We start from the raw sequence: 21,144 nt of genomic DNA on the forward strand, positions 1-21,144 counted from the left end.
CAGGACGATGGCTGGGACGAATCGCTGCCTATTGCACCGCGCCGCTCGCCGGTGCGGCGAGCGTCTGAGCTTGCACACCCTGACGCGTGAACGTCATGCGCGTGACAATCTCCAGAATGTCGTAACGCTGCTTCATGTCCGGGGAAAAATCGCCGAACGGTGCACTGGCCTGCACGATGGCAACCGCGCGACGGTCGAGATCGCGGTTGCCCGAGCTTCGCGTCACCTCCACGCCGACGACATTCCAACCGTCCTTGTGATACCCGAGCCCGCCACGCTGATTGACGTTGAGCGTGACGATCAGTTCGCCGTATAGACGATCGTTGCCGATCTGAGGAAAGTGTTCGGTACCGTATCGCTCGACCCGATGGCGCAGTGCGTCGAAATAGCGGGCGTACGCGACCTCGCGCGTATTCGCCGTGACCTGTCCCCGCTTGGGACGCGTCTGATAGGCGCGCAACTGCTTGTCGATTTCCGCCTGCAACCGCGCGATCTGCTGATCGACGGTCCGGTCGTCCGGCCCGTGCCCGCGCTGCGGCGAGTCGGTTCGATTGCGCTCGGCTTCCGGCGAGGCGGCGTACTGGCTACGAAGCTGCGAGAGCAGCTTTTCCTGCATGGCTTCAAGGTCGCTTACGTTGCGCTGAAGCTGGGCGACGGGCGCGCCCTCGCGCTGCGCCGCACGCGAGGGCAACGGCGACGTCGCGCGTTCGCCTTCATGCTCGCCACCGCCGGCAAGATTGGCCTGCGCGAGCGCGGTGGCCTTTTCGGGCGCATGGGCCGACTTGGCATTGACAAGCACCACTTCGAGCGGCGTGTCCGCGCTGTGCAACCGGAAACTGCCGGGCGCGACGAAATGCACTGCCAGCGCGAGCAAATGCACCATCGCCGAGAAGATGAGGCCGGTGGCTAGCGGATGCTCGCGCATGAGCGACCAGCCGCGGCGACGTGCCGCGACTAGCTGACCGGACGGAAGCGCGGGTTTCAGCACGCAGGGCTTGCCGACGCATCGTGCGCGCCAGCGGCCATTAGTGCCACCGCCAGCGGCGACGCGCCGCTGGCGGTGCCTGCCGCACCAGCGGCCGATGTTCGTGCGGTGTCGTTGGTATCGTTGGTACCGTCGCTGTCGGTGCAATCGCCGTGCCGGACAGATGCCACTCCCTCCCCATTGCCGGCGTCACCTTGCTCACCGCCCGGGCCATCGGCCCCTTCGCTGCCGGAACCTTCACCGCTGTCGGAGCCTTCGGCACCCTCGCCGCCGCCACCGTCACCTGCTCCGCCATCGCCTTCATCGTCGTCGTCCGCGAGCGCGCTCTGGCCGGCACCGAGGACTTGTGCAACACGCACCGAGATACTGAGTGTGACGACGTCGAACGACAACACATCGAGCATGATCTGCGTGCCCCGTGCGTGCAACCCGAGTCCCGGCACGATCAGCGTGAGCGGAATGTCGTTCAGACGCACGGTATCGCCCTTGAGCACGCTTGCCTGGACCTGCGACTTGTTCTCCTGAATCAGCCAGCGCATGCACCAGTAACGCTCCATGCGGCTCTGGTGTTCGCCATACGCCGCATAGGCCGCCTCGAAACTCGACACCGTGGCGTACAGATCGGCGTCCTTCGGTTTGAAGGGCGCCGCCAGTTTCGCGGTCACGCCATGGCGCACGCATGCAATCAGTTGCCACTGATTCACCAGATCGACGTAGCGACGCAGCGGCGACGTACTCCACGCGTACTGCTCAACGCCCAGACCTTCGTGTGGCGCGGGCGACGTTTGCATACGCGTACGGTTCACGCCATACGCGCGCTGCGCACGATAGATGCCCGGCACGCCGCATTCGGCCAGCAGGCGTCCCCAGCGGCTGTTCGCGAGAATCGCCATCTCGGCCACGATCAGGTCGAGCGGTGCGCCGCGCATACGCTGCTTGATCGTGATGTGTTCGCCATCGACGTAGAAATTGAAGTCGGTCTTGTTCTGCACTTCGGGACGCAGGCCGTAGCCCACGCGCGCCGCCTGGCGCTTGTTGTACAGCGACTGCGCGAACGGCCAGAGCAGACGCAACTCTTCCTTGTGCGGATAGTCGCCGCTGCCATCGGCCAGCGTCTGTTCCGTAATGATCGAATCGAGTTCGTTGTGCCGCAGGTTCGCGGAGATCGGCACGCGTTCGGCACGCGTTTCGGTCGTCACGATGTCATACGTATCGGCCTTGACCACGACGTACAGCGACAACGCAGGGCGTGCACCGCCTTCGGCGAGCGTGTAAGTCTCGACCACCGAATCGGGAAGCATCGTGATCTTCTCGCCCGGCGCATAGACAGTCGACAACCGCACGCGCGCGATCTCGTCGATGGGGTCGCCGCGCTTGATGCCCAGCGCGGGCGCGGCGATGTGGATTCCCACACGCAGCAGACCGTCGGGCAGCACCTGCACCGAGAGGGCATCGTCGATTTCGGTCGTCGTCGAATCGTCGATGGAGAACGCCTGCACGTCGGCAAGCGGCAGGTCGTCGTCAGGCAGCGGCGTCGGCCCGACGTCTGGAAAACCGGTGCCGCGCGGGAAGTGTTCGTAGAGGAACGCCGCCTCGTGATAGGCGCGCGGCGACGCGATACCACCGCAGGCCAGCATCACTTCGGCATGCGTCTTGCCGAGCGCGATGGCGGCGGCGTCGAGCGCCTTCCACTCGATCGTGTTCTTGTCGGGACGGAACAGCAGTTGGAGTTCCTTGCCCTTGAGTGCGTCCGGCAGCGTGCCGGCGACCATCTGATCCGCATACGATGCCTGTAGCTCGGCCTGCTGCTGCTTGCGCGCGAGTCCGGCGAGGGCGGCTTCCAGTTGTTCCTGCGCTGCGCGCTGATACTGGCCGCGCCCCTTGCGACGGAAATAAATGGGCGACGCCTGCAACGCCAGCGCCAGACCGGCCTGCTGCGCCACACTCGCCCCTTCGCCGAAATACTCGGCGGCGAGCACGGGAAAGGCAAATTCGTCGGCCGGCGCGCATTCCCACAGGAAACTCATGTCGATGTCCTGTGCGGCGGCCTGCGCCTGCGCGATCAACTCGGCGGGCGTGGGCGACTCGAAACGCAGGAGGACATCACGCCCCTTGATCTTGCTGCGACGCCCGCCAGGCAACTCCACCTGATACGACTCGCCCTGCTGCGACAACACCGTGCCAGCCTTGAAGCCGCCGGATTCCTCAAAAAAAATGTTCATGAAACAGCCATCGATCGCAATAGGCGATATTGTAGCCCGCCAATGTACGGCGGTTTGGGGCGGAACGGGCAAACGCGTTATTCGCCCCCGAAAGGGCTTGCTGCGTCAGGCCCGAGGGTAACGTCGACGCCCGCGAATCGCAAAACGTCGTCCATATAGTTGGAGAAATCGGAAATCCCGTGGTCGCTGCCCTTGATCAACGTAAGCTTCGCTCCGGGATACTTCGCCAGCATGTCGCGGTAATCCAGCGTCTGGTCACCGGTCGCCGCTACAAGGTAATAGCGCTCGGGACGCGTGATTTGCGCCACGTCGATCATGCGCAATTCATCCAGATGCCGGGGTTCGACCACGATCGATCCGCCGCCATGCCACATCGGCTGCTCGCCGAGCCACTTATGCAGATCGTCGTACGGACGCGTGGCCGGATTGAGCAGCACCGCACGGCACCCCAGCTTTTCCGCCAGATATGTCGCGTAGTAGCCTCCCAGCGAACTGCCCACGATGGTCAACTCGTCGGGGCTCGCCCCGGTGAGCAGGCGCTGCGCATCGACGACAGCGGCGAGCGGCGACGGCGGCAGCTGCGGGCATGCCCAGTCGTGGCCAAGCCCGAGCCGATGCATGCGCGCCGCCATCAACTGCGCCTTGAAGGAACGCGGCGACGAACGGAAGCCGTGCAAATAGAGAATCATGTAAGCCCCCGATAGAACCTGTTCGGTGTGCGCGGGCACACCGTATCCGCAGCGGGCGTGTCCCGGGCGAGTCAGATGCGACCGCCCGCCACCGCCGCCGCGAATTACCCGTGCGCCGCAATCGCATCCAGCAACTTCTGATGGATACCGCCGAAGCTGCCGTTACTCATGACGACGATCTGGTCACCCGGTTGCGCCGCGGCACTGACAGCCCGCACCAGTCCATCGATGTCGCTGAATGCCTGGGCCCGTGCACCCAGCGGGGCAAGCGCTTCCGCAAGATTCCAGCCGAGGGCGTCCTTGCCGGACGGTGCGCCGTAGCCGAACACGAGATCGGCGTCGGCCAGACTGGCAGGCAACTGCGCCTTCATCACGCCCAGCTTCATCGTGTTGGAGCGCGGTTCGAGCACCGCAAGAATGCGGGCGCTGCCGGCACGGCGACGCAATCCGGCGAGCGTTGTCTGAATTGCTGTCGGATGATGCGCGAAATCGTCGTAGACGGTCACCCCACCGGCTTCCCCACGGACTTCCATACGGCGCTTCACATTCTGGAATTTGCCCAGCGATGCGGCGCCCTGTTCCGCCGGTACGCCCACGTGGCGCGCGGCGGCCAGTGCGGCGAGCGCGTTCATCCGGTTGTGCTCGCCCTGGAGCGCCCATTTCACTTCCCCGGCTGCCTTCGGACCCTGATGGACCCAAAACGCCTCCTGTCCGGAGTTGAGAACTTCGTTGGACTGCGCCACGTGCCAGCCGTCTGCCACACCAAAGCGTTCGACCTCACTCCAGCAACCGCGCGCAAGCACACGTTCCAAAGCCGGCTCACGGCCATTGACGATCAGACGGCCCTGACCCGGGACAGTGCGCACGAGATGATGAAATTGCGTCTCGATGGCAGTCAGATCCGCAAAGATGTCGGCATGATCGAACTCAAGGTTGTTGAGGATCGCCGTGCGCGGGCGATAGTGGACGAACTTGGAGCGCTTGTCGAAGAAGGCCGTATCGTACTCGTCGGCCTCGATGACGAAGAAGTCGCTGTCGGTGAGTCGCGCCGAAATGCCGAAGTTCATCGGCACGCCACCCACCAGGAAGCCCGGGTTGTACCCGGCGTCTTCGAGAATCCAGGTCAGCATCGACGTCGTGGTCGTCTTGCCGTGCGTGCCCGCCACCGCCAGCACCCATTTCCGGGAGAGCACATGCTCGCCGAGCCATTGCGGGCCAGACGTATACGGCAGATTCCGGTTCAGGATCTCTTCCATGAGCGGATTGCCGCGCGAGACGACGTTGCCGATCACGAACAGGTCGGGCTCCAGCGAAACCTGATCGGCATCGAAGCCTTCGATCAGGCGGATACCCTGAGCCTCTAGCTGCGTGCTCATTGGCGGATAGACGTTGGCGTCGCACCCCGTAACGGTGTGACCGGCCTGACGTGCGAGGACTGCCAGACCGCCCATGAACGTGCCGCAGATGCCAAGAATATGAATATGCATGGATGGGGAGCGTGATGAAGGCCGGGCCGAGCCCGTGCGGGAATGGGGAGTGCCGAAGAGCCAAGGGCTCCATTGTACCTGCGGCGCGAAGCCCAATGCCTTTCAGGTATCATCGTTCGCATGACACGCAAATCCTGGACCGACGCCCAACGCCTGCGCGAAGAAATCGCCCTTGCGGCCGCCCGCCTCATTGCCGAGGAGGGTGCCGACTACGCGAGCGCGAAGCGCAAGGCAGCCAAACAAGTGACGGGAGAGGCGCGAATTGCTGGAGAGTTGCTGCCGGATAACGACCAGATCGAAGCGGAAGTGCGCGAGTATGTACAGACATTCCTGTCCGACACGCAACCGGACGAGTTGGCTCACCTGCGCCGGGTTGCGCTGACGGTCATGACGGAGTTGGCGCGTTACCGCCCGTACATCACTGGCGCTGTCTACAATGGCACCGCGACGGCGCTATCCGATATCTATTTGCAGGCTTTTTGCGACAACCCCAAGGAAGTTGCCATCGACCTGCTAAATAGAGGCATCGATTACGAGGTCTCCGAGAGCCGCCACTTCAACGGCCGGGGCATGGTCGAGACGTTAAGCTTTCTCTGGCGCGAGCGCGGGCATCGCGGCGAACCCGCCGGCGTCCATCTGTCGTTGTATTCGACGGACGACATGCGCGGCGCTCTCAAGGCAACCGACGGCAATGGCCGTGCGGTCCGGACCGATGCCGACGGCTTGCGCGCGCTGATGGACGAAGCCCACGCCTTGGCGCCGGCCCATCGCCATTGATCTTCGGGCCGATGACCGCGCAATAACGGCCGATTCGATGCAAAATCGCCACTAATTCTCCGCAATTACCGTTCGTCTTTCGTTTACCGTTGATTCCGGACCTTCCACCTCTCATCCATCATGGCAAAACGTATCGTTATTCTGGTGATGCTGGCCATCGCGGGTTTGACCGCCGGTTTCTGGCTTGGTCACCGAAACCAGCCGGCCCCGAGCGCCTCCGACGCCTCCGACGCCTCCGATGCCGCCGTCGCACAATTGCTGGCAACGCGCCTGCCCGACCTCAAAGGTAACGATCAGGCCGTGTCGCAATGGAAAGGTAAGACGCTGGTCGTGAACTTCTGGGCGCCATGGTGCGGTCCCTGCGTTGAGGAAATGCCCGAATTGCAAGCGCTTTCCACTGAATTCGGCACGAAAAACGTCCAATTCGTGGGTATTGGTATCGATACGGCACAGAACATGATCGCGTTCGAGCAAAAGGTGAAAGTCGACTATCCGCTGCTCGTGGCAGGCTACGCGGGCACCGACCTCGCTCGCGCACTGGGAAACAAGGCGGGCGCCTTGCCCTTTACCGTCGTGATCGACCCGAAGGGCCGCATGCACTACGAGAAACTTGGACGCATTACGTCCGACGAAGTGCGCGCAGCCCTCAAACCGCTCATCTGACCCCACCATGGGAAAGGCAGACGTGCCGGGAAACCCCGTCGGACGTGACCAGCGGGGTCCGATTTTCGCCCCACTGGACAAAATCCACCAACTGGCGTTTAATTGCGCCCAATTTCGTGAAATTTGATTCGCCGATGCCTCACCGCATTCTCGTGCTCCACGGCCCTAACCTGAACCTGCTCGGTATTCGCGAGCCGGAGGTGTACGGTCGCACGACGCTGGCCGACATCGACTCCGCCCTTGTGGAGCAGGCCAGGATCGCGGGCGCCGAGGTGACGACATTCCAAAGCAATCACGAAGGTGCACTGGTTGACCGGATTCAGGCGGCGAGCGGTGAGTCGATCGACTTCGTCGTCATCAACCCTGCGGCCTATACCCATACCAGCGTGGCAATTCGCGACGCGTTGGCCGGGGTAGGCATCCCGTTCGTCGAGGTTCACCTCTCGAACGTTCATACGCGCGAGGCCTTCCGGCATCACTCGTACTTTTCCGATATCGCGCAAGGTGTGATCTGCGGCCTGGGCTGGCGCGGGTATACCTACGCACTCGATTTTGCCCTGCGGCGGCTCGCCGGCGGGTAGTCGTCTCACATCCCCATTTCCTCTCGCGGGACGTTGTGCCCGCGCCGATACAGAATCAAGGAGCCTCCTTCATGGATTTGCGCAAACTCAAGACATTGATCGACCTCGTGGCCGAATCGGGTATTTCCGAGCTCGAAGTCACCGAAGGCGAAGGCAAGGTCCGCATCGTCAAGGCGCCGCCGCAAGTGATCGCCGCCCCGGTGCAGATGGCCATGCCGGCCGCCGTGCCGCAAGTCGCTGCGCAAGCTCCCGCGGCCACGCCCGCCGCCGCCGCCCCGGCAGCACCGGCCGTGCCGCAAGGCCACATCGTGACGTCGCCGATGGTCGGCACGTTCTACCGCGCGCCGTCGCCGGGCGCCGATCCGTTCGCGCAGGTCGGCGATTCGGTCAAGGAAGGCCAGACGCTTTGCATCATCGAAGCGATGAAGCTGCTCAACGAGATCGAGTCGGACAAAGCCGGCGTGATCAAGGAAATCCTCGTCGAGAACGGTCAGGCCGTGGAATACGGTCAACCGCTGTTCGTGATCGGCTAATGCCGGTTGTCGGACGCTTCGCCCGTACGGCCATGAGCCGTATGGAGGCACCGGGCGTCCGGCCCCGCTCCTCTCCCCTTTCGGGCAGGACTGCACATAATGTTTGAAAAAATCCTCATCGCCAATCGCGGCGAAATCGCCCTGCGCATCCAGCGCGCGTGCCGCGAGATGGGCATCAAGACCGTCGTGGTCTATTCCGAAGCCGACAAGGAAGCGAAGTACGTCAAGCTCGCCGACGAAGCGGTCTGTATCGGCCCGGCCCCGTCGCCGCTGAGCTATCTGAACATGCCGGCGCTCATCAGCGCGGCCGAAGTCACCGACGCCCAGGCCATTCACCCGGGCTACGGCTTCCTCTCGGAGAATGCCGACTTCGCCGAGCGCGTGGAGCAATCGGGCTTCACGTTCATCGGTCCGCGCCCCGAGACCATTCGCCTGATGGGCGATAAGGTCTCGGCCAAGCAGACGATGATCAAGACCGGCGTGCCCTGTGTGCCGGGTTCGGAAGGCGCGTTGCCCGAAGATCCCAAGGAAATCGTGCGAATTGCGCGCCAGGTCGGCTATCCGGTGATCATCAAGGCCGCGGGTGGCGGCGGTGGTCGCGGCATGCGCGTGGTACACACGGAAGCGGCGCTGGTGAATGCGGTCAACATGACGCGCGAAGAAGCCGGCCGTGCCTTCGGCAACCCGGAAGTCTATATGGAGAAGTTCCTCGAGAACCCGCGCCATATCGAAATCCAGGTGCTCGCCGACAAGCACAAGCAAGCGATCTGGCTGGGCGAGCGCGACTGCTCGATGCAGCGTCGTCACCAGAAGGTGATCGAAGAAGCAACCGCACCGCTGATCCCGCGCCGTCTGATCGAGCGCATTGGCGACCGTTGCGCCGACGCTTGCAAGAAGATGGGCTATCTCGGTGCCGGCACGTTCGAATTCCTGTACGAGAACGGCGAGTTCTATTTCATCGAAATGAACACGCGCGTGCAGGTCGAGCACCCGGTCACGGAAATGATCACGGGCGTCGACATCGTGCAGGAACAGATCCGCATCGCGGCCGGCGAGAAGCTCGCCTATCGTCAGCGCGACATCCAGTTCCAGGGGCACGCCATCGAGTGCCGTATCAACGCTGAAGACCCGTTCAAGTTCACGCCGTCGCCGGGTCGCATCACCGCGTGGCACATGCCGGGCGGTCCTGGCATTCGCGTCGACACGCACGCCTACAACGGCTATTTCGTGCCGCCGAACTACGATTCGATGATCGGTAAGCTGATCGCTTACGGCGCAACGCGCGAGCAGGCAATTCGCCGCATGCGCGTGGCACTGTCGGAAATCGTGGTCGAAGGTATCCAGACAAACATTCCGCTGCATCGGGAATTGATGCTCGACGCCAAGTTCGTCGAAGGCGGCACGAGCATCCACTATCTGGAACACAAGCTGGCGCAGAAGTCTGCCGTCGGCGGTAATTAAGCCGTTATTGCGCAGGAAATACTCGCTATGTATCGCGAACTCGTCGTAGAAGTTGCCCGTGCCCAGGCCGAGGCCCTGTCGGACGCCCTGCTCGATCTGGGCGTGCTGTCCGTCTCGGTGGAAGACGCGGACGCCGACACACCCGACGAGCAACCGATGTTCGGCGAGCCGGGTCTGACCCCACCGGACACCGCTTGGCAACGCTCGCGCGTGGTCGCGCTGGTGGGGGAAGATCAGGACGCGGCCGTGTTGCTCGCGGCGGCCGTCAACCAACTGGGCCTCGCCGAGTCGCCGGCGTTTGCGCTGCGCGACGTGGAGGAACAGGACTGGGTACGTCTGACGCAATCGCAGTTCGAGCCGATGCAGATCGGTCAGCGGATCTGGGTCGTGCCGTCGTGGCACGACGCCCCGGACACCGACGCGCTCATCCTCGAACTCGACCCCGGTCTTGCCTTCGGCACCGGCAGTCACCCGACCACGCGCCTTTGCATGGAGTGGCTCGAACAGCACGTGCAGGCCGGTCAGTCGCTGCTCGACTATGGCTGCGGCTCGGGCATTCTGGCGATTCTCGCGCGCAAGTGCGGCGCCGATCCGGTCATCGGCATCGACATCGACCCCCAAGCCGTGGAATCGGCCCGCTACAACAGCGAACGCAATCACGCGCCAGTCGAATACGGGTTGCCGGACGATCTTCGCGATGGTCGGTTCGATATCGTGGTCGCGAACATTCTGTCGAATCCGCTCAAGCTGCTCGCCTCGATGCTGACGTCCCGTGTCGCGCCCGGCGGCAGGCTCGCGCTCTCCGGCGTGCTGGAGCGGCAGGCAGACGAAGTGATCGCGGCTTACGCGCCTTATATGAAGATGTCGGTCTGGCGCGCTCACGACGGCTGGGTCTGCCTGCACGGGCAGGCCACAGACTAACCCGCGCGTCGCGCGCCGAGTCTCCCGAGTCTTCCTCACATGACCCAGTCCTCGCGCGTTCTCGCTACCCGTTGCCCTCACTGCCACACCGTCTTTCGCGTCGTCGCGGATCAGCTCAAGCTGCGCGATGGCCTTGTGCGCTGCGGCCACTGCCGTGAAGTGTTCGACGGGCGCGCTTATCTTTGCGATCCGCCCGCCGACGACACCGGCACCGAAACCCCGGTAAATGCCGGGGAAGCCGCATCCCCCACCGATGTCGCGCCTGGCGCTGCCGCCGGCACCCTACCGGCCAATTCGCCCACGAAACCCTCCACGACAGCGTTCGCGACGAGTTCCGCATCGACGGCATCGGCGGCTTCCACGCCCCCGTCAGTCACAGCGGCATCCGTAGGAGACAAGTCGATTCCGGAGATGCTCACGCCCACGGCCATCGCCGCCCTGCTCGGTACACCGGACGAAAGCCGTGCACGGATGCAGCATGGGCCGGGCCGCTACCTGGACGACGATCCCACCGTCCTGAGTGCGCCGACAGCCGCACCGTCGCGCTCCGAACCATCGCCGACCACGCGTACCGGGCCGCAAAAACGCCCCGGTGCCGCGCGCGCCGTGTGGCGCCTGCTGATGGCGCTCGCGATCCTCGGTCTGCTCGGGCAGTGGGCATGGATCGAGCGCGCGGCACTCGTCGATCGAATGCCCGCGTTGCGCGGCGTGTTCGCGGCACTCGGCCGTCCGATGCACGTGAGCATCGGATTGCCGCGTCAGCCCGACCGGATCCAGATTTCGAGCGTGACGCTCGTCACCGACGGCAACGCGTCGCCGAGCGCAGGCGAATCGAGTGCCCCCGACACCGCTGTCGAGCCGCCCGCCCGCGACGCCGCTGCTCCCGCCGCTCCCGCCGATGCGGTTCCGATGACGCTCACCGTCTTCATGCGCAATCAAGCCGGCCATGCGCTGGCCTGGCCGTCGCTCGAACTCACGCTCTCGGACCTCGACGGAAAGCCCGTGGTGCGTCGCGTTTTTTCAGCGGACGAATACGTCACCGAGGCAACAATGCGCGAAGCGGGGCTCGCACCACGCAGCGAACGCACGATTCGGTTACGATTATCGGCGCAGGCAGCGCTAGCCAGTAATTACCGGGTGCTCGCGTTCTATCCCTGATAGCGCTGTTGCACTCAACCTAGGAGATATAGATGTCCCAAGTCACGCTCGGGGGCAACCCCACCGAAGTCGGCGGTCAGTTCCCGCAAAAGGGTCAGACCGCACCGGCGCTGAAGCTGGTCAACGCCAAGTTGCAGGACGTCACGCTCGACGACTTCACCGGCAAACGCAAAGTCCTCAATATCGTGCCGAGCCTCGACACGCCGACGTGCGCTACGTCGACCCGCAAGTTCAACGAAGCGGCCAGCAAGCTCGAAAACACCGTCGTGCTGGTGATCTCGGCCGACCTGCCGTTCGCGATGAGCCGCTTTTGCGCCACCGAAGGCCTGACCAACGTCGTCACGCTCTCGACGATGCGCGGCCGCGAGTTCCTCCACAACTACGGCGTGGACATCAAGACCGGCCCGCTCGCCGGTGTGGCCGCTCGTGCCGTGGTGGTGCTCGATGCCGACAATCGCGTCATGCACGCCGAACTGGTGCCGGAAATCAAGAACGAACCGAACTACGACGCAGCGCTCGCCGCCCTGTCGTAATTCCGCGGTCTCCTCGCGAGATCGCCGCCGCTGCGATCTGATGCTTTCCGCACTTGCGGCATTCGTCAGATCGCGGGATCGGCAGCATGGGCAAGACCCGCAGTTCCCGCGCCGATGCATGGCATGCACCGGCTCGATTTTTGTCCAGCGGCCCAAGACAGCACGACTGGCTCTCACCGTCCGCCGTCCCCCGTTGACCCTCCCCCCGCTTATTTTTCGCAAGGAATTTCCCGTGACTACCGTGATCTGCGGCTCGCTGGCCTACGACAACATCATGACGTTCGAAGGCCGCTTCGGCGAGCACATCCTGCCTGATCAGGTGCACATCCTGAATGTCAGCTTCCTCGTGCCGACAATGCGCCGCAACTTCGGTGGCTGCGCCGGCAACATCGGCTACAGCCTGCATCTGCTCGGCGGCACGCCGGTCGTCATGGCTACGGTGGGCGAGGACGGTGCGGCCTATCTGGAGCGCTTCCGGTCACTCGGCATGACGACGGAGTTCGTGCGCACGGTCACGGACAGCATGACGGCCAACGCGATGATCACCACCGACCTGGACAATAACCAGATCACCGCTTTCCACCCGGGCGCGATGATGTTCTCCGCGCGTAACCGCGTGGCGGATGCCAAGGGCGCCACGCTCGGCATCGTCGCCCCGGACGCTCCGGACGCCATGCTCACGCACGCCGAAGGTTTCGCCGCCGCGGGCGTGCCCTTCGTTTTCGATCCGGGCCAAGGCCTGCCGTTGCTCACGCCCGAGGCACTACGCCGCATGGTGGAACTCGCAACGTATCTCGCGGTCAGCGACTACGAAGCCAAGCTCCTCTGCACGAAGACCGGAATGTCGATGGAAGACCTCCAGTCGCGTGTCGAGGCACTTGTCGTCACGCGCGGAGAACACGGGGCCCAGATCTTCGCCGGCGGCAAGCAACACGACATTCCTGCCGTGACCGCCAAGCGTGTCGTCGACCCCACGGGGTGCGGCGATGCATTCCGTGGCGGTTTGCTCTATGGCATCGAGAAGGGCCTCGAGTGGCCGACCACTGGCCGCCTGGCCAGTCTGATGGGTTCGCTCAAGATCGCCGAGCAGGGCTCGCAGACATATGCACCCACGCGCTCGGACATCGAAGCGCAATATGAAGAAGCGTTCGGCCACCGCTTCGAATGATTTAAGGAAAGACACAACGATGGCACGACTCACCACACCGCTCATCATCCTCGCCGCTGCGGCGTCGCTCTCGCTGTCCGCCTGCACGGCGTTCGGTCCGAGCAACTCGGCAAGCGTCTACAGCAGCCGTCAGGCCCAACGCGAACAAGTGGTTCGCATGGGCACGGTCGAATCGGTTCGCCCGGTCACGATCGACAGCAGCAACGGTGACCCGGGCATTCTCGGTATCGCGGGCGGCGGCGCGCTGGGCGCTATCGGCGGTAGTGCCATCGGTGGCGGGCGCGGTTCGATCGCGACGGGTATCGTCGGCGGTCTGCTCGGTGCGGTGGCTGGTCAGGCTATCGAGAGCCGCATGAGCAAGAAGGCCGGTCTGGAGATCACCGTGCGACTCGATAACGGCGAGTTGCGCGCGATCACGCAGGACGCCGACGAAGCGTTCCAGCCGGGCCAGCGCGTGCGCCTGCTCTCGAGCGGCGGTGTGACACGTGTGACGCACTGAGTCGCGACGCGGTCCTGACGCCACGGGCGGCTTCGGTCGCCCGTTTTCGTTTTCGCATGAAAAAACCCGCCGTGACGATCGCTCATCACAGCGGGTTTCGGATCGAGTAGCCCTACTCGATCAGCAGACACCTAAGTGCCTTGGTTCCTGCATCGGCACTCGGATTACGGACGGCTGCCAGTCGGGAACGGCCATGCCGCTGCCGGGTTCAGCGTCGTCTTTGCAGCTGCGGGTGCTGCGGCCGGTGCTGCGGGAGCAGCGGGCTTGGCAGCAACCTTCTTCGCGGCCGGTTTCTTGGCAGCGGGCTTCTTCGCAGCGGCCGGCTTCGCGGCAGCCTTCTTGGCGGCCGGCTTCTTGGCAGCAACCTTCTTCGCAGCAGGCTTGGCAGCGGCCTTCTTCGCAGCCGGCTTCTTGGCTGCGACAGCCTTCTTGGCGGCCGGCTTCTTGGCGGCAACCTTCTTCACTGCTGCCTTCTTGGCGGCCGGCTTCTTGGCGGCGACCTTCTTCACTGCTGCCTTCTTGGCGGCCGGCTTCTTGGCGGCGACCTTCTTCACTGCTGCCTTCTTGGCGACCGGCTTCTTGGCGGCGACCTTCTTCACTGCTGCCTTCTTGGCGACCGGCTTCTTGGCGGCAACCTTCTTCGCTGCCGGCTTCTTCGCGGCAACAGCCTTCTTCGCTGCCGGCTTCTTGGCAGCCACAGCCTTCTTGGCGACCGGCTTCTTGGCAGCCGCAGCCTTCTTCGCTACCGGCTTCTTGGCAACAGCCTTCTTTGCTGCGGGTTTTTTCTTAGCAGTAGTAGCCATCACATTACTCCTTAACGTGAAAGATCACTCAAACGAAACTACCTGAGAAGGAAACCCGACCACCGTGCGGGAACCGCCGGCGAGCGGGCTATTCATCGGCGTACGCATCGGACTTCGACGGCTTACGCTAATGAATTCGGCGCTGCGCGCATGACGCTGACCGTGTGTGGCCACGCGCGCAAAAAAATTGCCGGCGACATTGCCGCCAGCAATTCGATTGTCTTGAGAAAGGGGGATCGCCAGATTCTTCGGGGGGTAGCTTGCCTGTCCCGTCATCGGGATGGAGGAGATTGCGATAGCGGATAAGCGATACTGCTTGCTATGCACCAAGGTTTTTACGCTCCGTAACTACCAGCTCTCTGTCGCGGGAGGAAAGCAGTGAGTGCTTTCGTGTGTTCATCGAGACTGCAATTTATTTGAGCGAATAATAATTCTTTTGTGATGCGATGTTAATACTTTGCGCGCAAAAAAGCGCACATCAATCGTAACGAAGAAGTCAATCTGTTGTATTTGATGCACATCACACTCGCATGTCGATGCGTGCGATGCGTTCGTCGGGAGGCAACTGCAACGTGCGAGTGAGGATGATGTGCGTGGTCGGTGCCACGTCTTCGACGGCTCGTTGCGTCAGTCACGCGTGCAACGCACGCACGCACCATCCTCTCGAAACCCGCATGGATGCTCGCATTGCACAGGGCACCCATTTTTCACTCGGCGCACAGCCGGCGCCGGGCGAGCACTGCGCGAGTGCTTAGTCCCAGCTCAGTGCGCCACCGGTCTGGTACTCGATCACTCGCGTTTCGAAGAAGTTGCGCTCCTTCTTCAAGTCGATCATCTCGCTCATCCAGGGGAACGGATTTTCTTCGTTCGGGTAGAGCGCTTCGAGACCGATTTGCGCGCAGCGACGATTCGCGATGAAGCGCAGATAGCTCTTGAACATGCCCGCGTTCAGGCCGAGCACACCGCGCGGCATCGTATCTTCGGCGTAGCGATACTCAAGTTCGACGGCCTTCTGGAACAGCCCGCGAATCTCTTCGCGGAACTCCGGCGTCCACAGGTTCGGGTTTTCCAGCTTCACCTGGTTGATCAGGTCAATGCCGAAATTGCAGTGCATCGACTCGTCGCGCAAGATGTATTGATACTGCTCCGCAGCACCGGTCATCTTGTTCTGACGGCCGAGCGCCAGAATCTGCGTGAAGCCCACGTAGAAGAACAGACCTTCCATGATGCAGGCAAACACGATCAGCGAGCGCAGCAGTTTCTGGTCAGCTTCCTGCGTACCCGTCTTGAACTCCGGATCGGCCACCACTTCGATGAACGGCAGCAGGAATTCGTCCTTGTCGCGAATCGACGGCACTTCGTGATACGCGTTGAAGATCTCGGCTTCGTCCAGGCCCAGACTCTCGACGATGTACTGGTAAGCGTGCGTGTGAATCGCCTCTTCGAACGCCTGACGCAGCAGGAACTGACGGCACTCCGGCGCGGTGATGTGGCGATAGGTGCCCAGCACGATGTTGTTCGCGGCGAGCGAGTCGGCCGTCACGAAGAAGCCGAGGTTGCGCTTGATGATGCGGCGCTCGTCTTCCGTCAGACCGTTCGGGTCCTTCCAGAGGGCGATGTCGCGCGACATGTTGATTTCCTGCGGCATCCAGTGGTTCGCGCAACCGGCCAGGTACTTTTCCCATGCCCACTTGTATTTGAACGGCACCAACTGGTTCACGTCCGTCGTGCCATTGATCACGCGCTTGTCGGAGGCGCTCACGCGGCGCGTCGACTGCGAGGCGATCGTGTGCGGCGTGTTGTCTTGCGTGCCCAGAATGTTCGAAGCAGGAGCAGCGGGCTTGGCGGTAGTGGTGTCTTCTTCCCAGTTAAGCATAGGGTCTCGGTCCGTTCAGGTTGATGCGATACACGCCCCGGGGCGCGCATCGCCGAAGTGACAGATCAGCCGTTCGCGTGCGAAGGCCGACGAAAAAATTGCCGATAGTGCAGCCGTCAACTTGACGATGACGACGAAAAATCCGCTGAAGGTAAAGCCTGGTATTGGGGGTGAAGCAGATTCGCTTTCGCGCTGGTTTGAACGATGATGCCGGTGCGGGAGTTGGTGTCTCTGTCTTGCAACATCATGACCTCCCGACGTCGATCGAATGACTCCAATTTAGCACAATACCGTCACTCATTCCAGTGCATCGATACTACATATTGTGTCAAGCGATGCACCCACCACAATACATAGTGTTTTCGAGTATCCCGCACACATTGACACTCCGGCCTTGCGGGATCGGCATCTTGCCATGAAACGGCAGTGCGCGACAGCGTTTGCAGTGCATCAAAATGACGCGCGCCCGCATTGGCGTATCCTGTGCGGCAGGCGTCACGACGCAGGAGCGGAGCGACAGATTCCGGCAAGCGCCACCTCACCATCTCTCGACGCCGATGAAGGAGATACCGACGATGACACCCTCAGGCGCAGACGGCGCGCGGCACCCGGCCGGCCAACCGGGTTCGGCACCCCTCACCCCCGCCATTCTCACGCCCGGCAAGCCGGTTCGCCTCACCAGAGGCGCGCTCATCGCGGAGGTGCAGCCCGGCTGCGGTGCCCGCCTCTCGCGACTGGCGCGGCGCGACACGCGCGGCGATCTGTTCGACTACCTCGTGCCGCTCGGCACCGAGCCATTCTCCTCCGACGAATGGCCCAAAGCCGGTGCGTTCCCGATGCTGCCGTATACCAATATGTTGCGCGACGACACGCTGCACTGGCGCGAGCGCACCATCGTCGTACACGAGGCGCCGGTCGCCTCCAGCTCGCTGCATGGCTGGGGACTGCGGCGCGAATGGGAAGTCGTGGACGAAAGCACGCATTGCTGCGTGCTGCAACTCGACTGTCCCGCCCAGCCAGCGTGGCCCTGGCACTATCAGGCGTATCTGTCGACCACGCTCGACGAGCACGGCATCGACATGCAGCTTTCACTGACCAACCTCTCGGCGCAGGAGATGCCCGCAGGACTCGGCCTGCATCCGTATTTCCGCTGGCCGGCAGGTGCACGTCTGACGTTCGAATCCGAGGCGCTCTGGCGTTCGCCGTCCGAGGACATCCGCTGGCCCAGCGAGCAGCGTGTACACGTCGGGCCGATGGAAGTGGTATCGGTCGGCGGCGGTCTCGATACCGGCGGACGCTCGACCTGGTTCGCCGAAGTACCCGCCGAGTCGGGACGCTTCGAAGCCCGCATCGAGTACGCGGGCGGCTTGCGTTCTGCCACCGTACGCAGCGACGACGCCACGTGGCTCGTATTGCACTCCCCCCCCGGGCGCCCTTATCTGTGCCTCGAACCGTCCACCCATCGTGTCGGCGAGTTCGATGACGATCACGTCGTGCTCGGCCACGGCCAGACGCTCGACCTGTCGATGCGCATCGATCTGGCCTGAGCGCCCCACACCACCCTGCGCCGGGCGCAGCGCATCTCCAAGAAAAACCCCGCCGTCCATCGGACAGGCGGGGTTTTTCCCGATACGGCGTGCCGCACGTCGAATGCGGCACCGCATCACACCCGGCTTACTGGCAAGCCTCGCACTCTTCGAAGCCCGGATCGCCCGGGCGCATCGTGCAGACGGCGCCTTCGGCTTCCGGCATCGGTTGCGCCAGCGGCGAGGTCGGCTCGGCCGAGAACCCGCCCGACACACCGCCCGAGCTCGGCACCGCGTTCAGCGCACCGTGGCTCACCGTCGACTTCTCGACGTGCGTGGCGGCCATCGTACGGAGGTAGTACGTGGTCTTGAGCGCACGCGTCCATGCCAGCTTGTACGTCTCGTCGAGTTTCTTGCCCGAGGCGCCCGCCATATAGATATTGAGCGACTGCGCCTGGTCGATCCATTTCTGACGGCGCGACGCTGCCTCGACCAGCCACTTCGGCTCGACTTCGAACGCCGTGGCGTAGATCTCGCGCAGGTCGGCCGGCACGCGGTCGATACGGGCGAGCGAACCGTCGAAGTATTTCAGGTCGGCGACCATCACTTCGTCCCACAGACCGCGGGCCTTCAGGTCTCGGACGAGGTACTCGTTGACCACCGTGAATTCGCCCGAGAGGTTCGACTTCACGTACAGGTTCTGGAACGTCGGCTCGATACAGGCCGACACACCGATGATGTTCGAGATGGTCGCAGTCGGCGCGATCGCCACGCAGTTCGAGTTGCGCATGCCGTGCGAGGCGATGTGCTTGCGCAGGCTGTCCCAGTCGAGCGTGCTCGACAGATCGACGTCGACGTACCCGCCGCGCTCTTCCATCAGCAGCTTGAGCGAATCTTGCGGCAAGATGCCACGGTCCCACAGCGAGCCCTTGTACGACGAGTACTGACCGCGCTCCTTGGCCAGCTCGGTCGACGCCCAGTAAGCGTAGTAGCAAACCGCTTCCATCGAACGGTCGGCGAATTCGACGGCAGCGTTCGAAGCGTACGGCGTGCGCAGCAGGTGCAGACAGTCCTGGAAGCCCATGATGCCCATGCCCACCGGACGGTGATGCAGGTTCGAATTGCGTGCCTTCGCCACCGCGTAGTAGTTGATGTCGATGACGTTGTCGAGCATGCGCATCGCCACACGAATGGTGCGTTGCAGCTTCTCGTGATCCAGCTCGTAGCCGTTTGCCGTCTGCTTCATGTGAGCCACGAGGTTCACCGAGCCGAGATTACACACGGCAATTTCCGTCTCGCTGGTGTTCAGCGTGATTTCCGTGCACAGGTTCGACGAGTGCACCACGCCCACGTGCTGCTGCGGCGAGCGGATGTTGCACGGATCCTTGAACGTGATCCACGGATGGCCGGTCTCGAACAGCATGCCCAGCATCTTGCGCCACAGCGCTTGCGCCGGCACCTTCTTGAACAGCTTGATCTCGCCGCGCGCGGCCTTGTCTTCGTATGCCGTGTAAGCCTGTTCGAAGGCCTTGCCGAACTTGTCGTGCAGGTCCGGGCAGGTCGAGGGCGAGAACAGCGTCCATTCGCCGCCTTCCATCACGCGCTTCATGAACAGGTCGGGAATCCAGTTCGCCGTGTTCATGTCGTGCGTGCGGCGACGGTCGTCGCCCGTGTTCTTGCGCAGCTCCAGGAACTCTTCGATATCCAGGTGCCACGTTTCCAGGTACGCGCACACGGCGCCCTTGCGCTTGCCGCCCTGGTTCACGGCCACGGCCGTGTCGTTGACCACCTTCAGGAACGGGACCACCCCCTGGCTCTTGCCGTTCGTGCCCTTGATGTGCGAGCCGAGCGCGCGAACCTGCGTCCAGTCGTTACCCAGGCCGCCGGCGAACTTCGAGAGGAGGGCGTTTTCCTTGAGCGCTTCGTAAATGCCTTCCAGATCGTCCGAGACGGTCGTCAGGTAGCACGACGAGAGCTGCGAGCGGCGCGTACCCGAGTTGAACAGCGTCGGCGTGGAGCTCATGAAGTCGAAGCTCGACAGGATCTGATAGAACTCGATCGCGCGCGCTTCGCGCTCGACTTCGTTCAGCGCCAGACCCATTGCCACTCGCATATAGAACGCCTGCGGCATTTCGATGCGATGGCTTTCGATATGCAGGAAGTAGCGGTCGTACAGCGTCTGCAAGCCGAGGTAGTTGAATTGCAGGTCGCGGTTCGCATCGAGTGCGGCAGCCAGCCTGCCCAGATCGTACGAGAGCAGTTGCTCGTCGAGCAGTTCGGCTTCGACACCCTGCTTGATGAAGCGCGGGAAGTATTCGATGTAACGCGCGGCCATCTCGGCCTGCGGCACTTCTTCGCCGAGGATTTCGCGGCGGATCGTGTGCATCAGAATGCGCGCGGTGACCTGACTGTAGGCCGGTTCCTTTTCGATGAGGGTGCGCGAGGCGAGGATCGCCGAATCGTAGACCTGCGACAGCGGCACGCCGTCGTACAGGTTCTTGATGGTTTCGGTCAGGATCGGCTCGGGCGAGACTTCATCGCCGAGGTTCTCGCAGGCGGCCTTCACCACGTTACGCAGCGCCGCCATGTCGAGCGGACGCGTCACACCGTTGTCGGTGACATGCAGCACCGGGGTGTCGGGCGTTGCCGCCTCTTGCGTGGTCTCGACCGCATGCGCACGCTCCTGCGAACGCTTTTCGCGATACAGCACGTAGGCGCGGGCCACGTTGTGTTCGCCTTCGCGCATGAGCGCGAGTTCGACCTGATCCTGAATGTCTTCGATGTGGAACGTACCGCCGTTCGGGCGGCTGCGCACCAGTGCGCGCACGACGTTCTGCGTCAACTGTTCCACGAGCTCGCGTACGCGGGCCGACGCCGCACCCTGACCGCCGTTCACGGCGAGGAATGCCTTGGTCACGGCGATCGCGATCTTCGACGGCTCGAAACCCACCACCGCGCCGTTGCGTCGAATCACTTTGAAGTCGGCGTTGGTGGCCGGCTCGAATGCGCCCGTCGTCTGGGGCGCCGACGCACCCGTGCCACTGCCGGCGTTCGCGGCGGGCGTCGGGTTCGGGCGGGTGAGGTTTTCGTTAGTCTGCATGTAAAAACTCCCGTTCCAATGAGATGGTGCTGTTAGCGCACTTCCACCAGCGAATACGAAGTACCGAGTCGGCAAAAAGTGCGCCCTGGGGGCGCCGATGGAGCGAAGTGCTGAACACCGCACGACCGACGGACGGCCAAGGGTTCGAGGTGTCCGCTGCAC

General features: G+C 63.1%; 19 protein-coding genes. 11 read left to right on the plus strand and 8 right to left on the minus strand.

Translation table 11 applies throughout. The features are described from left to right. Positions 1-28: 28 nt before the first annotated feature. The 4 genes from AB870_RS19830 to mpl form a co-directional block, all read right to left on the minus strand. Positions 29-988 (minus strand): energy transducer TonB, encoded by a 960-nt coding sequence (locus AB870_RS19830; RefSeq protein ID WP_084663915.1) that lies wholly within the window; start codon positions 986-988, stop codon positions 29-31. After that, positions 982-3,207, minus strand: coding sequence for a ribonuclease catalytic domain-containing protein (locus tag AB870_RS19835; protein WP_047906007.1), 2,226 nt, complete (start codon positions 3,205-3,207; stop codon positions 982-984). Before AB870_RS19835 ends, AB870_RS19830 begins: the two co-directional genes overlap by 7 nt. A gap of 77 nt (positions 3,208-3,284) precedes the next feature. After that, positions 3,285-3,896, minus strand: a complete 612-nt coding sequence (locus AB870_RS19840; protein WP_047906008.1) for a YqiA/YcfP family alpha/beta fold hydrolase — start codon at positions 3,894-3,896, stop codon at positions 3,285-3,287. Positions 3,897-4,000: 104 nt separating this feature from the next. Continuing rightward, positions 4,001-5,383: a UDP-N-acetylmuramate:L-alanyl-gamma-D-glutamyl-meso-diaminopimelate ligase gene (gene mpl / locus AB870_RS19845; protein WP_047906009.1), complete on the minus strand. Its 1,383-nt coding sequence runs from the start codon at positions 5,381-5,383 to the stop codon at positions 4,001-4,003. 120 nt (positions 5,384-5,503) lie between these two features. Here mpl and AB870_RS19850 point away from each other — a divergent pair, with 120 nt between their 5' ends. From AB870_RS19850 to AB870_RS19900, 10 genes are all read left to right on the plus strand, one after another. Continuing rightward, positions 5,504-6,160, plus strand: coding sequence for a hypothetical protein (locus tag AB870_RS19850; protein ID WP_047906010.1), 657 nt, complete (start codon positions 5,504-5,506; stop codon positions 6,158-6,160). 120 nt (positions 6,161-6,280) lie between these two features. Next, positions 6,281-6,823: a TlpA family protein disulfide reductase gene (locus tag AB870_RS19855; protein ID WP_047906011.1), complete on the plus strand. Its 543-nt coding sequence runs from the start codon at positions 6,281-6,283 to the stop codon at positions 6,821-6,823. 134 nt (positions 6,824-6,957) lie between these two features. Continuing rightward, positions 6,958-7,404 (plus strand): type II 3-dehydroquinate dehydratase, encoded by a 447-nt coding sequence (aroQ, locus tag AB870_RS19860; RefSeq protein WP_047906012.1) that lies wholly within the window; start codon positions 6,958-6,960, stop codon positions 7,402-7,404. A gap of 71 nt (positions 7,405-7,475) precedes the next feature. Then, complete coding sequence (accB, locus tag AB870_RS19865) at positions 7,476-7,937, plus strand: acetyl-CoA carboxylase biotin carboxyl carrier protein (protein WP_047906013.1); 462 nt, start codon at positions 7,476-7,478, stop codon at positions 7,935-7,937. 99 nt (positions 7,938-8,036) lie between these two features. After that, entirely contained in the window at positions 8,037-9,398 is a 1,362-nt protein-coding gene (accC, locus tag AB870_RS19870; protein ID WP_044457124.1) for an acetyl-CoA carboxylase biotin carboxylase subunit, read from the plus strand. Positions 9,399-9,425: 27 nt separating this feature from the next. Then, positions 9,426-10,319, plus strand: coding sequence for a 50S ribosomal protein L11 methyltransferase (prmA, locus tag AB870_RS19875; protein WP_047906014.1), 894 nt, complete (start codon positions 9,426-9,428; stop codon positions 10,317-10,319). Positions 10,320-10,358: 39 nt separating this feature from the next. Beyond that, a complete protein-coding gene (locus AB870_RS19885) occupies positions 10,359-11,477 on the plus strand; it encodes a DUF3426 domain-containing protein (RefSeq protein WP_047906015.1) in 1,119 nt (372 codons plus the stop codon). A gap of 32 nt (positions 11,478-11,509) precedes the next feature. Further along, positions 11,510-12,010 (plus strand): thiol peroxidase, encoded by a 501-nt coding sequence (gene tpx, locus AB870_RS19890; protein WP_047906016.1) that lies wholly within the window; start codon positions 11,510-11,512, stop codon positions 12,008-12,010. A 232-nt stretch (positions 12,011-12,242) separates the two neighbouring features. After that, the gene (locus AB870_RS19895) at positions 12,243-13,178 is read left to right on the plus strand and encodes a carbohydrate kinase family protein (protein WP_047906017.1); all 936 of its coding nucleotides are present in this window, start codon (positions 12,243-12,245) and stop codon (positions 13,176-13,178) included. A gap of 19 nt (positions 13,179-13,197) precedes the next feature. Next, positions 13,198-13,677, plus strand: a complete 480-nt coding sequence (locus AB870_RS19900) for an outer membrane lipoprotein (protein WP_042113135.1) — start codon at positions 13,198-13,200, stop codon at positions 13,675-13,677. 164 nt (positions 13,678-13,841) lie between these two features. Here the strand turns inward: AB870_RS19900 and AB870_RS19905 are convergent, their stop codons facing one another. From AB870_RS19905 to AB870_RS19910, 3 genes are all read right to left on the minus strand, one after another. Beyond that, positions 13,842-14,480: a histone H1-like DNA-binding protein gene (locus AB870_RS19905; protein ID WP_047906018.1), complete on the minus strand. Its 639-nt coding sequence runs from the start codon at positions 14,478-14,480 to the stop codon at positions 13,842-13,844. A gap of 24 nt (positions 14,481-14,504) precedes the next feature. Beyond that, positions 14,505-14,810, minus strand: coding sequence for a hypothetical protein (locus AB870_RS26480; RefSeq protein ID WP_157112394.1), 306 nt, complete (start codon positions 14,808-14,810; stop codon positions 14,505-14,507). Positions 14,811-15,231: 421 nt separating this feature from the next. Further along, a complete protein-coding gene (locus tag AB870_RS19910; RefSeq protein WP_047906020.1) occupies positions 15,232-16,356 on the minus strand; it encodes a ribonucleotide-diphosphate reductase subunit beta in 1,125 nt (374 codons plus the stop codon). 575 nt (positions 16,357-16,931) lie between these two features. Here AB870_RS19910 and AB870_RS19915 point away from each other — a divergent pair. Further along, positions 16,932-17,903 carry an aldose epimerase family protein gene (locus AB870_RS19915; protein ID WP_071386900.1) on the plus strand — a complete coding sequence of 324 codons (972 nt, stop codon included), beginning with the start codon at positions 16,932-16,934 and terminating at the stop codon, positions 17,901-17,903. Between the two features lie 127 nt (positions 17,904-18,030). Here AB870_RS19915 and AB870_RS19920 read toward each other — a convergent pair whose 3' ends face one another. Beyond that, positions 18,031-20,982 carry a ribonucleoside-diphosphate reductase subunit alpha gene (locus tag AB870_RS19920; RefSeq protein ID WP_047906022.1) on the minus strand — a complete coding sequence of 984 codons (2,952 nt, stop codon included), beginning with the start codon at positions 20,980-20,982 and terminating at the stop codon, positions 18,031-18,033. Between the last annotated feature and the right edge of the window lie 162 nt (positions 20,983-21,144).

The organism is Pandoraea faecigallinarum, assembly GCF_001029105.3.
GTDB classification, from domain to species: domain Bacteria; phylum Pseudomonadota; class Gammaproteobacteria; order Burkholderiales; family Burkholderiaceae; genus Pandoraea; species Pandoraea faecigallinarum.

Bases quoted from the DNA above. Each gene is read 5' to 3' on its own strand.
- AB870_RS19835 (WP_047906007.1), bottom strand. From the start codon at position 3,207: ATGAACATTTTTTTTGAGGAATCCGGCGGCTTCAAGGCTGGCACGGTG.
- AB870_RS19840 (WP_047906008.1), bottom strand. From the start codon at position 3,896: ATGATTCTCTATTTGCACGGCTTCCGTTCGTCGCCGCGTTCCTTCAAG.
- mpl (WP_047906009.1), bottom strand. From the start codon at position 5,383: ATGCATATTCATATTCTTGGCATCTGCGGCACGTTCATGGGCGGTCTG.
- AB870_RS19850 (WP_047906010.1), top strand. From the start codon at position 5,504: ATGACACGCAAATCCTGGACCGACGCCCAACGCCTGCGCGAAGAAATC.
- AB870_RS19855 (WP_047906011.1), top strand. From the start codon at position 6,281: ATGGCAAAACGTATCGTTATTCTGGTGATGCTGGCCATCGCGGGTTTG.
- aroQ (WP_047906012.1), top strand. From the start codon at position 6,958: ATGCCTCACCGCATTCTCGTGCTCCACGGCCCTAACCTGAACCTGCTC.
- accB (WP_047906013.1), top strand. From the start codon at position 7,476: ATGGATTTGCGCAAACTCAAGACATTGATCGACCTCGTGGCCGAATCG.
- accC (WP_044457124.1), top strand. From the start codon at position 8,037: ATGTTTGAAAAAATCCTCATCGCCAATCGCGGCGAAATCGCCCTGCGC.
- prmA (WP_047906014.1), top strand. From the start codon at position 9,426: ATGTATCGCGAACTCGTCGTAGAAGTTGCCCGTGCCCAGGCCGAGGCC.
- AB870_RS19885 (WP_047906015.1), top strand. From the start codon at position 10,359: ATGACCCAGTCCTCGCGCGTTCTCGCTACCCGTTGCCCTCACTGCCAC.
- tpx (WP_047906016.1), top strand. From the start codon at position 11,510: ATGTCCCAAGTCACGCTCGGGGGCAACCCCACCGAAGTCGGCGGTCAG.
- AB870_RS19900 (WP_042113135.1), top strand. From the start codon at position 13,198: ATGGCACGACTCACCACACCGCTCATCATCCTCGCCGCTGCGGCGTCG.
- AB870_RS19905 (WP_047906018.1), bottom strand. From the start codon at position 14,480: ATGGCTACTACTGCTAAGAAAAAACCCGCAGCAAAGAAGGCTGTTGCC.
- AB870_RS19910 (WP_047906020.1), bottom strand. From the start codon at position 16,356: ATGCTTAACTGGGAAGAAGACACCACTACCGCCAAGCCCGCTGCTCCT.
- AB870_RS19915 (WP_071386900.1), top strand. From the start codon at position 16,932: ATGACACCCTCAGGCGCAGACGGCGCGCGGCACCCGGCCGGCCAACCG.
- AB870_RS19920 (WP_047906022.1), bottom strand. From the start codon at position 20,982: ATGCAGACTAACGAAAACCTCACCCGCCCGAACCCGACGCCCGCCGCG.